Annotated in this window: 13 protein-coding genes and 1 pseudogene; 10 read left to right on the forward strand and 4 right to left on the reverse strand. The window is 67.4% G+C overall.

What is annotated here, in order from left to right; all coding sequences use genetic code 11:
- The 3 genes from ASD77_RS14125 to asnS are packed head-to-tail and all read right to left on the reverse strand — an operon-like array spanning position 1 to position 2,011.
- A complete protein-coding gene (locus ASD77_RS14125; RefSeq protein WP_055942981.1) occupies positions 1–309 on the reverse strand; it encodes a hypothetical protein in 309 nt (102 codons plus the stop codon).
- Positions 306–611: a hypothetical protein gene (locus ASD77_RS14130; RefSeq protein WP_055942986.1), complete on the reverse strand. Its 306-nt coding sequence runs from the start codon at positions 609–611 to the stop codon at positions 306–308. The genes ASD77_RS14125 and ASD77_RS14130 overlap by 4 nt, the downstream gene beginning before the upstream one ends.
- Entirely contained in the window at positions 611–2,011 is a 1,401-nt protein-coding gene (gene asnS / locus ASD77_RS14135; RefSeq protein ID WP_055942989.1) for an asparagine--tRNA ligase, read from the reverse strand. The genes ASD77_RS14130 and asnS overlap by 1 nt, the downstream gene beginning before the upstream one ends.
- 113 nt (positions 2,012–2,124) lie before the next feature.
- Between asnS and ASD77_RS14140 the strand changes: the two genes are divergently transcribed.
- The 5 genes from ASD77_RS14140 to ASD77_RS14160 all read left to right on the forward strand — a co-directional run bounded on the left by ASD77_RS14140 (position 2,125) and on the right by ASD77_RS14160 (position 5,524).
- On the forward strand, positions 2,125–2,463 hold the full coding sequence (locus tag ASD77_RS14140) for an iron-sulfur cluster assembly accessory protein (protein ID WP_055942992.1): 339 nt from the start codon (positions 2,125–2,127) through the stop codon (positions 2,461–2,463).
- Positions 2,464–2,633: 170 nt separating this feature from the next.
- Positions 2,634–3,056 carry a 30S ribosomal protein S6 gene (rpsF, locus tag ASD77_RS14145; RefSeq protein ID WP_055942995.1) on the forward strand — a complete coding sequence of 141 codons (423 nt, stop codon included), beginning with the start codon at positions 2,634–2,636 and terminating at the stop codon, positions 3,054–3,056.
- A gap of 11 nt (positions 3,057–3,067) precedes the next feature.
- Complete coding sequence (rpsR, locus tag ASD77_RS14150; protein WP_055942998.1) at positions 3,068–3,298, forward strand: 30S ribosomal protein S18; 231 nt, start codon at positions 3,068–3,070, stop codon at positions 3,296–3,298.
- Positions 3,299–3,462: 164 nt separating this feature from the next.
- Positions 3,463–3,912 (forward strand): 50S ribosomal protein L9, encoded by a 450-nt coding sequence (rplI, locus tag ASD77_RS14155; protein WP_055943002.1) that lies wholly within the window; start codon positions 3,463–3,465, stop codon positions 3,910–3,912.
- Positions 3,913–4,123: 211 nt separating this feature from the next.
- A complete protein-coding gene (locus ASD77_RS14160; protein WP_055943006.1) occupies positions 4,124–5,524 on the forward strand; it encodes a replicative DNA helicase in 1,401 nt (466 codons plus the stop codon).
- A gap of 4 nt (positions 5,525–5,528) precedes the next feature.
- On the opposite strand, the gene ASD77_RS14165 is transcribed toward ASD77_RS14160, so the two are convergent.
- The gene (locus ASD77_RS14165; RefSeq protein ID WP_156383651.1) at positions 5,529–6,227 is read right to left on the reverse strand and encodes a hypothetical protein; all 699 of its coding nucleotides are present in this window, start codon (positions 6,225–6,227) and stop codon (positions 5,529–5,531) included.
- 97 nt (positions 6,228–6,324) lie between these two features.
- On the opposite strand from ASD77_RS14165, the gene alr reads away from it, so the two are divergent.
- The 5 genes and pseudogenes from alr (at position 6,325) to ASD77_RS14190 (ending at position 13,779) form a co-directional block, all read left to right on the forward strand.
- Positions 6,325–7,515, forward strand: a complete 1,191-nt coding sequence (gene alr, locus ASD77_RS14170; protein ID WP_055943012.1) for an alanine racemase — start codon at positions 6,325–6,327, stop codon at positions 7,513–7,515.
- Between the two features lie 27 nt (positions 7,516–7,542).
- Positions 7,543–8,961, forward strand: a complete 1,419-nt coding sequence (locus ASD77_RS14175) for a deoxyribodipyrimidine photo-lyase (protein WP_055943015.1) — start codon at positions 7,543–7,545, stop codon at positions 8,959–8,961.
- 60 nt (positions 8,962–9,021) lie between these two features.
- The gene (locus tag ASD77_RS14180; RefSeq protein ID WP_055943018.1) at positions 9,022–10,482 is read left to right on the forward strand and encodes a wax ester/triacylglycerol synthase family O-acyltransferase; all 1,461 of its coding nucleotides are present in this window, start codon (positions 9,022–9,024) and stop codon (positions 10,480–10,482) included.
- A 209-nt stretch (positions 10,483–10,691) separates the two neighbouring features.
- Positions 10,692–11,264: pseudogene (locus ASD77_RS14185) on the forward strand (OmpA family protein); the annotation flags it as partial.
- A 151-nt stretch (positions 11,265–11,415) separates the two neighbouring features.
- Complete coding sequence (locus ASD77_RS14190; protein WP_055943021.1) at positions 11,416–13,779, forward strand: Tex family protein; 2,364 nt, start codon at positions 11,416–11,418, stop codon at positions 13,777–13,779.
- Positions 13,780–13,809: the final 30 nt, after the last annotated feature.

Raw genomic sequence — 13,809 nt, forward strand, 5'->3', positions numbered from 1 at the left:
TCAGGCGCGTGCGCCGAGCGACTGCACCATCTTCGGCACCAGTGCGGCATCGTCGTCGGCGTGCGGCGGCTGCACGCCGGCCAGCGAGAAGCCGCGCGCCAGCGCGTCGTCTTCGTCCAGGCCGTCGAACGCCACGAACTCCGCATCGAACAGCGCGGCCCGCGCACTGTCCTCGCTGTCGTAGGGCAGGGTGTTGCCGTCGCTGTCCAGCACCTCGGCGGTGCCGGCGTCCAGCACGCGCAAGCGTGCCCAGATCAGCGTGCGGCCCAGCGAGGCGAGGTACCAGTCTTCACGGAGGAACGGCGTCATGCGAACGCCTCCGCCCACAGGGCCAGCAGGCCGGCCATCGCCAGCCCGACCATGATGACGCACAGCGAGATGCGCGCCGGCGTGGCCAGGCCCGACAGCGACGTGTCCGGAATGCTGCGGTAGTCGCCCGACAGCAGCCAGCGCAGCGCGACCGGCTTGAGGAAGGCGCCTTCGCCCCACTCCGCGCCGAGCGCGCCGTGACGGTCGCGGACATGCACCAGCGTCAGCGGCCAGAAGATGACGAACGCGCAGAAGCCGGCGATGGCGACCCCGACGAAGCAGAGGGCGAAGAACAGGATCATCAGAACTCCGCGTTGCCCGGCGCGCGCGGGTAGGCGATGGCGTCGCGGATGTTGGACAGCCCGCAGACATACACCACCAGCCGCTCGAAGCCGAGGCCGAAGCCCGCATGCGGCACCGAACCGTAGCGGCGGAAGTCGCGATACCAGCCGTAATGCGCCGGATCCAGGCCGAACTGCGCCATGCGCGCGTCCAGCACGTCCAGGCGCTCTTCGCGCTGGCTGCCGCCGATGATCTCGCCGATGCCGGGTGCCAGCACATCCATCGCGGCGACCGTCTTGCCGTCGTCGTTCAGACGCATGTAGAAGGCCTTGAAGTGCTCCGGATAATTGGTCACCACCACCGGGCGGCCGACATGCTGCTCGGTCAGCCAGCGCTCGTGTTCGGTCTGCAGGTCCAGGCCCCATTCGACCGGGAACTCGAACTTCTGCCCCGACTTCTGCAGCAGCGCGATCGCATCGGTGTAGTCGATGCGCTCGAACGGCGAGTTGACGAAAGCTTCCAGCCGGGTCAGCGCGGTCGGTTCGACGCGCTCGGCGATGAAGGCCAGGTCGTCGGCGCGCTCGCTGAGCACGGCACGGAACAGGTACTTCAGGAAGTCTTCGGCCAGCTGCGCGTTGGCGGCCAAGTCATTGAAGGCGACTTCCGGCTCGATCATCCAGAATTCGGCCAGGTGGCGCGTGGTGTTGCTGTTCTCGGCGCGGAAGGTCGGGCCGAAGGTATAGACCTTGCTCATCGCCAGCGCGTACGCCTCGGCGTTGAGCTGGCCGGAGACGGTCAGGAAGGTCTCCTTGCCGAAGAAGTCGCGCGAGAAGTCGACCGCGCCTTCCTTGTCGCGCGGCAGGTTGACTAGGTCCAGGGTGGACACGCGGAACATCTGCCCGGCGCCCTCGGCGTCGGAGGTGGTGATGATCGGCGTGCTGATCCAGAAGTAGCCGTTCTCGTGGAAGAACCGGTGCACCGCCTGCGCCAGCGAGTTGCGGATGCGGGTGACCGCGCCGAACAGGTTGGTGCGCGGGCGCAGGTGGGCGAACTCGCGCAGATACTCCAGCGAGTGCTGCTTGGGTTGCATGGGGTAGGTGAGGGGGTCTTCCACCCAGCCCACGACCTCGACCGATGAGGCCTGGATCTCGAAACTCTGGCCCTGGCCCTGCGAGGCGACCAGCGTGCCGGTGGCGACGACCGCGCAGCCGGTGGTCAGGTGCTTGATCTCGGACTCGTAGTTGGCCAGCGAATCGGGCGCCACCACCTGGATGGGCGCGAAGCAGGAGCCGTCGCTGACGTTGACGAAGGACAGGCCCGCCTTGGAATCGCGCCGCGTGCGCACCCAGCCGCGCACCGTGACTTCGCCGCCGGCCGGGAGCTTGCCCGCCAGCGCATGTTCGACGCTCACCACCGTCATGGCTTGAATCCTTCGATAACAGACTTATTAATGGAACGCGGAGTTTACAAGAGCCGCGCAGCCCTCGGCGCGCCCGGCGGCCTATAATCGTTTGCGTTGCACAGGAGACACGCATGGCCATCACCCTCACCCCGGTCGCACTCGAGCGCGTGCAGCGCTTCGTCGAGCAGACCCCGGCTGCACTCGGCCTGCGCTTCGGCGTGACCCGCACCGGCTGTTCGGGGTGGGGCCATGTGGCTGACCTGGCCCGCGACGCGCGCGAGGGCGACACCGTGTTCGAGTTCGCGGGGGTGAAGATCTACGTCGACGCCGCCAGCCTGCCGCTGGTCGACGGCACCGAGATCGACTTCGCCAAGCAGGGGCTCTCGGAAACCTTCATCTTCCGCAACCCCAACGCGGCGGCCGAGTGCGGCTGCGGCGAGAGCTTCACCACGGCCGCCGACGCCGCCTGACCGCTCCGCGGGCCGTGACTTGCCCCTAAGTGGTTGACCTGCCATAATTTCCGGCTCCCGATGGTCGGCCTGGCCGTCGGTCCTCGCTCCACCGTGTCCGATCCGGGCATCGGGGGGCTGTTCCGTCCGGCCTTTTCCCTGGCCGGACCCACATCCGAAAGGTAAAAACGATGCGTCACTATGAAGTCGTGTTCCTGGTCCATCCGGACCAGAGCGAGCAGGTGCCGGCCATGATCGAGCGCTACAAGTCGCTGATCGAGGCGGGCAACGGCACCATCCACCGTCTGGAAGACTGGGGCCGCCGCCAGCTGGCCTACCCGATCCAGAACCTGGTGAAGGCCCATTACGTGCTGCTCAACATCGAAGCCGACCAGGCCGTGCTGAGCGAGCTGGTCGAGAGCTTCCGCTTCAACGATGCGGTGCTGCGCAACCTGGTCATCAAGCGTGATGGCCCGGACACCGAGCAGTCCCTGATCATGAAGAACAAGGACGAGAAGGGCGACAAGCCCGAGCGTGGCGAGCGCCGCCGCCGTGACGACGACGAGGCCGGTACCGAAGCCTCGACCGATTCCGACACCGCCGAAGCCGCCTGAGGAGCACACCCATGTCCAAGTTCTTCCGTCGCCGCAAGTTCTGCAAGTTCACCGCCGAAGGCGTGAAAGAGATCGACTACAAGGATCTCAACACCCTGCGCCAGTACCTGACCGAGAACGGCAAGATCGTGCCGAGCCGCGTTACCGGTACCAAGTCCCGTTACCAGCGTCAGCTGTCCACCGCGGTCAAGCGCGCCCGTTTCCTGGCGCTGATCCCGTACACGGACAACCACGACGTCTGAGGGCGAGGAGTGAGTAGTGGCTCCGCCGCGAGGAGTGAGTGAAGAGGTGTGTTCTCCCTCACTTCTCACTCTTCTTCGCTCACTCCTGTCTTCAAAAATACCGTCCATTCGGACAGCAACCAGTTGCGGTCGCCCTGCGGCCGCTAACGAATCGGAGATACACGATGGAACTGATTCTTCTGCAGAAAGTGACCAACCTGGGCGTCCTGGGCGACAAGGTCAACGTCAAGCCGGGCTACGGCCGCAACTTCCTGGTGCCACAGGGCAAGGCCGTGCCGGCCACCGCCGCCAACGTCGCCGAGTTCGAAGCCAAGCGCGCCGAGTACGAAGCCAAGGCCAAGGCCGTGCATGATGACGCCGAAGCCCGCGCCGCCAAGCTGGAAGGCGCCAGCGTGACGATCACCGCCAACGCCGCCACCGAAGGCAAGCTGTTCGGTTCGGTCGGCCCGCGCGACATCGCCGACGCCTTCACCGCCGCCGGCCTGCCGCTCGAGAAGAGCGAGGTCATCATGGGCGAAGGCGCGCTGCGCAACATCGGCGAGTACGACATCGTCGTGAAGCTGCACGCCGACGTGCAGACGACCGTCAAGGTCGTGGTGCAGGCCGAAGCCTGATCCACCCCGCGCATCCTCCGTGATGCCGACAGACGGGCGCCGAAAGGCGCCCGTGCTGTTTCTGCGGACCGGCGGACGGTTCCGTCGCAGCGGGTGAGATGACGCGCGGTCAACGTGCGTCACTTATCCACAGGTTGTTCCGTCGCGAGCCCACAGGCCGGGCCTCTAGCATGTCCGGTCCGGCGTTCCTCCGATCTGGTTGTCTCTGTCCATGCCCGCACGTACCGGCTTCCGCACCGACCCGCACGATTCGCGCATCGAACAACTGCGCGTGCCGCCAAACTCCATCGAAGCGGAGCAGGCGGTGCTGGGCGGCCTGATGCTGGCACCGGAGGCCTACGACCGCATCAACGACAAGCTCACGCCCAACGACTTCTACCGGCGCGACCACCAGCTGATCTATCGTGCCATCGGCGAACTGGCCGAGCGCAACCGGCCGTTCGACGCCGTGACGCTGGGCGAATGGTTCGAATCGCAGGGACACATGGAGCTGGTCGCCGGCGGTGCCTACCTGGTGGAACTGGCCAGCACCACGCCGTCGGCCGCCAACATCACTGCTTACGCCGAGATCGTCCGCGACAAGGCGGTGATGCGGCAGCTGATCGAAGTCGGTACCGAGATCGTCAACGACGCGTTCCAGCCCGAGGGCAAGGAAAGCGACGAGATGCTGGCCGTGGCCGAGCAGAAGGTGTTCGCCATCGCCGAGCAGGGCGCGCGCGGGCGCACCGACTTCGTGGCGATGAACGACGCGCTGAAGGACGCGTTCGAGGTCCTGCGCGTGCGCTCCGAGAGCGGCGGTACGGTGACCGGCCTGCCGACCGGCTACACCGAGTTCGACATGATGACCGCGGGCCTGCAGCCCACCGACCTGGTGATCCTGGCGGCGCGTCCGGCCATGGGCAAGACCACGCTGGCGCTGAATATGGCCGAGTACGCGGCCATCAAGTCCAAGAAGGCGGTCGCGATCTTCTCGATGGAAATGTCGGCCGGCCAGTTGGCGATGCGCCTGATCTCCTCGGTCGGCCGCATCAACGCCACCCGGCTGCGCACCGGTCAGCTGGAGGACGAGGACTGGAGCCGCGTCACCAGCGCCATCCGCATCCTCAAGGACCAGGCCAAGGTCTTCATCGACGACACGCCCGGCCTGTCGCCCGACGTACTGCGTTCCAAGGCGCGCCGGCTGAAGCGCGAGCACGACCTCGGGCTGATCGTCATCGATTACCTGCAGCTCATGTCGGTGCCCGGCAACAGCGAGAACCGCGCGACCGAGATCTCCGAGATCTCGCGCTCGCTGAAGGGCCTGGCGAAGGAACTCAACGTCCCGGTGATCGCACTGTCGCAGCTCAACCGCTCGCTGGAAACGCGCACCGACAAGCGCCCGGTGATGGCCGACCTGCGCGAATCGGGCGCCATCGAGCAGGACGCCGACATGATCGTCTTCATCTACCGCGACGACTACTACAACAAGGAAACCTCGCCGGACAAAGGCCTGGCCGAGATCATCATCGGCAAGCAGCGTTCCGGCCCGACCGGCTCGTGCAAGCTGCGCTTCTTCGGCGAGTACACCCGCTTCGACAACCTGAGCCACGACAGCATCGGTGCGTTCGAGTAGCAGGCTATTTGCGGATGAAGTAGCTCACATAGACCACGCCCTGGCGATCCCCGTGAACGGTCGTCCGTTGATCGAAGAACGCCTCGCGGAACCACGGCTCGGCGAACATGTGGCCGGTGAGGCGCGAGTAATCGGCCTGGGCGTGCCGGGTCTGTGGCACATGAGAAACCGCTGCCAACATGCACAAGCTCCTGCTGCAGCGTGGGCGCGTGATTTCCAGCTGTCCGAGGTCGCCCGCATGACGATCGATGACCTGCTGGATCAATGATTCCAGGCGAGGGGAGGTGTCGGGGTCCGAGGGTTCCGAGCGCGCCAGCAGTTCGTAGTCCCGGGCCGTCGCGTCGTCGGTGCGTCGCAATCCGGCAAGCAGGGCGTCAATCCTCGCTTCGCCCTCGGGCGTAATCGGGCGCGGCGCAACACCCACATTGGCGTCGCGCGGTACGACGGGCGCCGGCATGGTGGCTGCCGCGTCGGTGTCGGTGTCGGAAGTCGCGATGCGGGACGAATGATCCCCCGCAGGATGAGCCAAGGCGCTCGCGCCTGCACCGGGTCCGTCCATACGCGGGACAGGTGATTCCGCAGCGAGTGACCCCGTCGCATCATTGGACATCGGTGATGTGCCGGCGTGCTTCCACGCCCACCATCCCGCGCAGGCCGCCAGCAACACGACACCGGCCAGAATGAACCCTTGGTTGGGTTTCATGCGGTTCCCTCTGGAACATCACGTCGGTGCCAGTGTAGCCGTGTGGTGACGGGTCGCGCTGGCTGGGGAATCCGTCGGCCGGGGCTACAATCTGCGCATGACGCCATCGGCTGCCCACGTGATTCCCGACCACGATCTCCGCCCCGAGGCCAACGACCGCCCCACGCGCATCCGCGTGGATCTGGACGCGCTGACGCAAAACCTGCGCGCGATCCACACCCATGTCGGCGTACCGGTGATGGGCATCGTCAAGGCCAATGCCTACGGCCACGGCCTGGTGCCGGTGGCGCTTCATCTCGAGTCGCAGGGCATCGACCAACTGGGCGTCGCGTTCGTCGAGGAAGGCATCGCGCTGCGCCGTGCCGGCTTGACGGTGCCGATCCTGGTGTTGGGCGGCATCCACGCGCCGCAGGTGGCGCAGTTCCTCGCCCACGATCTGGAGGTGACCGTCTCCTCGATCACCAAGCTGCGGCAGGTGGAGCAGGCGGCGGCGTCGCTGGGACGCAAGGCGGTGATCCACCTGAAGGTCGACACCGGCATGGAGCGCATCGGCGTGCACAGCGAGAACGCGGGCGCTTTCATCGACGCCGCCGTCGCGTCGTCGTGGTGCACGGTGAAGGGCATCTACTCGCACCTGGCGTGCTCGGACGACCCGGCATCGCCGATGACGCACGAACAGCTGCAGCGCTTCCTGCATGCGTGCACGCATTTCGACCGCATCGGTGCGCCCATGCCGATCCGCCACCTGGCCAATTCCGGCGGCGTGCTGCATTTCCCGGAGACCTGCCTGGACATGGTGCGTCCGGGCATCGCGCTGTACGGCGTGATGCCGGACCCCGCCTCGCGACCGACCGTTGACCTGCGACCAGCGCTTTCGCTGGTCTCTAAAGTGGTCTACTTCAAGGTGGTGAAGGCGGGTCGCAGCGTCAGCTACGGTGCCACCTGGACCGCGACGGACGATACGCGTGTGGTGACCGTGCCGATCGGTTATGGCGATGGTTATCCGCGTTCGCTGTCCTCGCGTGGCGAGGTGCTCGTGCGCGGTGCGCGTCGTCCCATCGTCGGACGGGTCTGCATGGACCAGCTGATGGTCGATCTGGGTCCCGTGGGCACGGCCTACAACGAGGACGAGGTGGTGCTGATGGGCCGGCAAGGGGAGCAGACGATCTCGTGCGAAGCGGTGGCGCAGGCCGCGGGCACCATCCCGTACGAGATCCTGACCGGGTTGAACGCACGCATCCCGCGCGAATACAGCGGCGGCGCATCCGGAACATCGTCGGCCGCGTAAAGCGCTTCTCTGCCCTGGATTCTCCACATGCCTAACGCCCTCGTCTGGTTTCGCCACGATCTGCGCCTGGACGACAATCCGGCGCTGCGCGCGGCGCTAGACCAGGGGTTCACGCCCGTGCCGGTGTACGTACATGCACCGGAAGAGGAGGGCGAGTGGGCGCCGGGTGGCGCATCGAACGCGTGGCTGCATCGCACGCTGGCGGCGCTCGATGCCGACCTGCAGGCCCGTGGATCGCGCCTGCTGCGGCGGCGCGGTCCCAGCGCCACCGCGCTGGACACCCTGGTGGCCGACACCGGCGCCGAGGCGGTGTTCTGGAACCGCAAGTACGAACCCGCCACCCAGCCACGCGATGCGGCGTTGAAGAAGACGCTGCGCGAACGTGGACTGCAGGTGGAAAGCTTCAAGGGCGTGCTGCTGTTCGAGCCCTGGGACCTCGCCACCCAGCAGGGCACGCCGTACAAGGTGTTCACCCCGTTCTGGCGCGCGGCCCTGGCGCAGTGGCGGGTCCCCGAATCGTGGACGGCGCCGGCACGACTGCCACCGGTCGATGACGCGCTGCGGAGCGAACCGCTGGAGGCGTGGCGGCTCGTGCCGTCGCTCGGCTGGGATGCAGGCTTCTGGGACACGTGGACGCCGGGCGAAGCCGGCGCACGCGAGGCACTGGAGGTCTTCATCGACGGTGCGCTCAACGGCTACCGCACCGACCGCGACCGTCCCGATCGTGTCGGCACCTCACGGATGTCGCCCTACCTGCACTTCGGGGAAATCGCCCCCTGGCGGATCACCGCCGAGCTGGAGCGCGTGCGCACCGCCGCCAACAGCGCCGACATGGACGGCTACATCCGTGAGCTGGGCTGGCGCGAGTTCGGCTACCACCTGCTGCACCACTTTCCGCAGACGACGACGCAGAACCTCAACCCGCGCTTCGAGCATTTCGACTGGGCGAAGGTCGATCCGGCGTCGCTGGCGGCCTGGCAACGCGGACGCACCGGCGTGCCGATCATCGACGCCGGCTTGCGCGAACTTTGGACCACCGGCTACATGCACAACCGCGTGCGGATGATCGTGGCCAGCTACCTGACCAAGCACCTGCGCTACCACTGGCTGCACGGTGCGCGCTGGTTCTGGGACACGCTGGTGGACGCCGACCTCGCCAGCAACACGCTGGGCTGGCAGTGGACCGCGGGCACCGGCGCCGATGCCGCGCCGTACTTCCGCGTGTTCAACCCGGTGACGCAGGCAGAGAAGTTCGATCCCCACGGTACGTACATCGCGCGCTGGGTGCCCGAGCTGGCAGCGCTGCCCGTGCCGCTGCGTTTCGCGCCGTGGCAGAAGCCGGACGTGCTGGCGCGGCTGGCGCCGGACTATCCGCGCCATCCCATCGCCGATCTGGCGGTCGGCCGCGATGGCGCCTTGGCGGCGTACCGCCAGACCGTGAGCTGAGCCGCGTTTGACGCCTTTCGGCACCGCGTGCTTCACTCGGTGCGGGAGAGGAGAACATGCATGGCCACGAAGAAGGCGCCGGCAAAGCCGCGTCGCGAGCCGATGTCGCGGGTGGATACCGCCTGGTTGCGGATGTGTCGTCCGACCAACCCGATGATGATCACCGGCGTGCTGATGTTCGACGAGCCGATGACGCTCGATCGCCTGAAGCAGGTGATAAAGAAGCGCTTCCTGGCCTATCCGCGCTTCCTGCAGAAGGCCGTCGACACGCCGGCGGGGGCGTCCTGGGTCGTCGACCAGGATTTCGACCTGGACTGGCACGTGCGCATCTCCGCGCTGCCCGGCCGGCATGACCCGAAATCCGAAAAGAAGGCGCTGGAACGCTTCACCAGCCAGATGGCGTCCACGCCCCTCGACAAGACCAAGCCGCTCTGGCAGTTCCACCTGATCGAACGCTACGGCACCGGTTCGGCGCTGGTGGCGCGCATCCACCACAGCTACGCGGACGGCATCGCGCTGGTGCAGGTGCTGCTGTCGCTGACCGATACCAGCCGCAAACCGGATGCCGGCAAGGACCTGCGCTCGGCGTGGCTGAAGAAGGATGGCGCCGAGGTCGTGCGTCGGGTCGGCGCGATCGACCGCTACGTGCAGATCGGCGGCAAGGTGCTGGGCAAGGGCATGGAGATGATGCAGGACCCCACGCTGGCGACGATGCTGGCGAAGGAGGGCGGCGAGATCGGCCGCGAACTGCTGCATGCGCTGTCGCTGTCGGACGATCCGCCCACCCTGCTGCGCGGCAAGCTGGGTGTCAGCAAGCGCGTGGCCTGGGCCGAGCCGCTGGACCTGGAGGAAGTGAAGGCGGTCGGGCGCGCCTGCGACTGCACGGTCAACGACGTGCTGATGGCCGCCGCGGCCGGCGCGTTGCGCAGCTACATGTTGGAACGCGGCGAGCAGTTGGACGGCGTGACCCTGCGCGCGACCGTCCCGGTCAACCTGCGACCGCTCGAACATGCGCGCAAGCTGGGCAACCACTTCGGCCTTGTGTTCCTGGATCTGCCGGTGGGCGAGGACAACCCGATCCGCCGGCTCGAACGTGTTGCCGAGTGCATGCGTGACCTTAAGAATTCACGGCAAGCCATTGTTGCATTTGGACTTCTTGCCGCGCTTGGCATGGCGCCGGCGGCGATCCAGAGCGTCGCGCTGGAGCTGTTCTCGCGCAAGGCGACCGCCGTGGCGACCAACGTGCCCGGTCCGCAGCAGCCGCTGTACATGGGCGGCTCGCGCGTCCGCGACATGATGTTCTGGGTACCGCAGACCGGGTCCATCGGCATCGGCGTGTCCATCCTCAGCTACAACGGACGCGTGCACTTCGGACTGATCGCCGACGCCAAGCTGATTCCCGACCCGGATGCGGTGATCCGCCGGTTCGGACCCGAGTTCGACAAGCTGCTGTACCTGTCGCTGATGGGGGACTGGGAGCGGACGCTCGATGCGCCGACCGCCAGCGGCATGCTGTCCTGATCCCCGCCGCCACCTGAATGAACAGGGCTCAAATCGCGTCGCATGAACATTCTGCTGGTTAGGCTTGCCCCCCGTTCGCTTTACCCGCAAGCCACCCAGGAGACACCATGAACGCGATGCTCAAGACCGGCGCCCTCGCGGCGCTTACCGTGACGATGTTGGGAGGCTGCGCCAGCTACACCGGCCAGACCAGCGACCCGAACGACCCCAACCGCACCCGCACCGGCGCTCTGATCGGCGCGGGCATCGGCGCGGTCGCCGGCCTGCTGAGCGGCAGCGACGCCACCGAGCGCCGCCAGCGCGCGCTGGTCGGCGCGGGCGTGGGCGGCCTGGCAGGCGGCTCCATCGGTGCCTACCAGGATCGCCAGGAGGCCGAACTGCGCCGCCAGACCGCCGGGACCGGCATCGACGTCAGCCGCGATGGCGACGTCATCAAGCTCAACCTGCCCGACGGCGTGACCTTCGACTTCGGCAAGGCCGACCTGAAGTCGCAGTTCTATCCCGCGCTCAACAACGTGGCCGCCACGCTGCGCGAGTACAACCAGACCATCGTGGAAGTCAGCGGCCACACCGACAGCATCGGTTCGGACGCGGTCAACCAGCGCCTGTCGGAACAGCGTGCGTCCGCGGTCGGCAACTACCTGATCGGCCAGGGCCTGCAGCGCGAGCGCTTCGAGATCGTCGGCATGGGCAAGCGTTATCCGGTCGCCAGCAACGACACCGACGCCGGCCGCGCGATGAACCGCCGCGTCGAAGTCCGCGTGCTGCCGGTTCGCTCGTAAGCCATCGTTGCCGCGTATGCAAAACGGGCCGCGCAAGCGGCCCGTTTTCTTTGGTGATTCCCGGCCGCGCTGTCAACCCGTTTCCAGCGCGGCCGCCGGTTGCCACAATCCGGGTCCCACCCGGTCCATCGGGTTTTCCAGTACGGACGCAATGCAAGACCGCAATCCCACGATCGCCCAGCACATCGCCGCCACCATCGCCGCCGAGATCGGCGCCCAGACCGCGCAGGCCAAGGCCGCCATCGCGCTGCTGGATGAAGGCGCCACGGTTCCCTTCATCGCCCGCTACCGCAAGGAAGTCACCGGCGGGCTGGACGACATCCAGCTGCGCGACCTCGAGATGCGCCTGACCTACCTGCGCGAACTGGAAGACCGCCGCGCCGCCGTGCTGGCCAGCATCGACGAGCAGGGCAAGCTGACCGACGCGCTGCGTGCCGACATCGAAGCGGCCGACAGCAAGGCGCGCCTCGAAGACCTGTACCTGCCGTACAAGCCCAAGCGTCGCACCCGCGCGCAGATCGCGCGCGAGGCGGGACTGGAGCCGCTGGCCGATGGCCTGCTGGCCGATCCCACCCAGGTGCCGGAAGTCGCGGCGGCCGCCTATATCGACGCCGAGAAGGGCGTGGCCGACGCCAAGGCGGCGCTGGACGGCGCACGCGCGATCCTGATGGAACGCTGGGGCGAGAACGCCGCGCTGGTCGGCGAACTGCGCGCCTGGATGACCGAGGTCGGCGTGATCCGCGCCAAGGTTGCGCAGGGCAAGGAGAACGAAGGCGCCAAGTATCGCGACTACTTCGACCATGCCGAACCGCTGGCGAAGATTCCCTCGCACCGCCTGCTGGCGCTGTTCCGCGCGCGTCGCGAGGAGATCCTGCTGCTCGATCTCGACCCGGGCATGGAGGCCGAGGCCGGTCACCAGCAGGCCGAAGGTCGCGTCGCCGTGCATGCAGGCGTGGCGTCGAAGGGCCGCGCCGCCGACAAATGGCTGCTGGATGCCTGCCGCCTGACCTGGCGCGCCAAGCTGCACATGCACCTGCTGCTGGACCTGTTCAACCAGGCGCGCGAGAAGGCCGAGGCCGAGGCCATCGCCGTGTTCGGCGACAACCTCAAGGACCTGCTGCTGGCGGCGCCCGCCGGACCGAAGGCCGTGCTGGGCCTGGATCCGGGCCTGCGCACCGGCGTGAAGGTCGCCGTGGTGGACCGCACCGGCAAGCTGGTCGACCACGCCACGATCTATCCGCACGAACCCAGGCGCCAGTGGGACGCGTCGCTGCATGTGTTGCGTGCGCTGTGCGCGAAACACCAGGTGGAGCTGATCGCCATCGGTAATGGCACCGCCAGCCGCGAGACCGACAAGCTGGCCGGCGACCTGATCAAGCAGGCGGCGGAGCTGAAGCTGGAGAAGATCGTCGTCAGCGAGGCCGGTGCATCGGTCTATTCCGCCTCGGAGTTCGCGTCGAAGGAATTCCCGGATCTCGACGTCAGTATCCGCGGCGCGGTCTCCATCGCGCGCCGACTGCAGGACCCGCTGGCCGAGCTGGTGAAGATCGAGCCGAAGGCGATTGGCGTGGGCCAGTACCAGCACGACGTGGACCAGTTCCGTCTGGCCCGCGCGCTGGATGCCCGCGTCGAGGACTGCGTCAACGCGGTCGGCGTAGACGTCAACACCGCCTCGGCGGCGTTGCTGACGCGCGTGTCCGGCCTGTCGTCGACGGTGGCCGAGAACATCGTGCGCTTCCGCGACGAGCATGGCGCCTTCCGCTCGCGCAAGGCGCTGCTTGGCGTGCCGCGCCTGGGCGAGAAGACCTTCGAGCAGTGCGCCGGCTTCCTGCGCGTCGCCGACGGAGACGAACCGCTGGACGCCTCCTCGGTGCATCCGGAAGCCTATCCGGTGGTCGAGCGCATCCTGGCCGGCAGCGGCCGGCAGGTGAAGCAGATCGTCGGCGACATCGTGTTCCTGCGCGCGGTGAAGCCTGAGCAGTACACCGACGAGAAGTTCGGCGTGCCGACCATCCGCGACATCCTCAAGGAACTGGAAAAGCCCGGCCGCGATCCGCGCCCCGAGTTCAAGGCCGCGCGCTTCGCCGACGGTGTGGAAGACATCAAGGACCTGCGCGAAGGCATGATTCTGGAAGGCGTGGTCAGCAACGTGGCCGCGTTCGGCGCCTTCGTCGACATCGGCGTGCACCAGGACGGCCTGATCCACATTTCCGCGCTGGCCGACCGCTACGTGAAAGATCCGCGCGAGGTGGTTAAGGCCGGCGACATCGTCAAGGTGAAGGTGCTGGAGGTCGACGTGGCGCGCAAGCGCATCGCGCTGACCCGCCGGCTGGACGACGCGCCGGCGCCGCAGGCACCGCGAGAGGCGCGGACGAACGATGCGCGTCCGTCGCGCGGGCAGGAGCGCGGCCCCTCGCGCGACCCGCGGCGCGGACCGGGACCGGTCAAGCCCAGCGCAGCGCCGGCCGACAATGCGCTGGCGGCGGCGTTCGCGCGGGCGAAAGAGCAGCGCTGATCGAATAAGCGTGAGGGAGCGACGCGAGTC

This window comes from Pseudoxanthomonas sp. Root65 (assembly GCF_001427635.1).
Taxonomy (GTDB): domain Bacteria; phylum Pseudomonadota; class Gammaproteobacteria; order Xanthomonadales; family Xanthomonadaceae; genus Pseudoxanthomonas_A.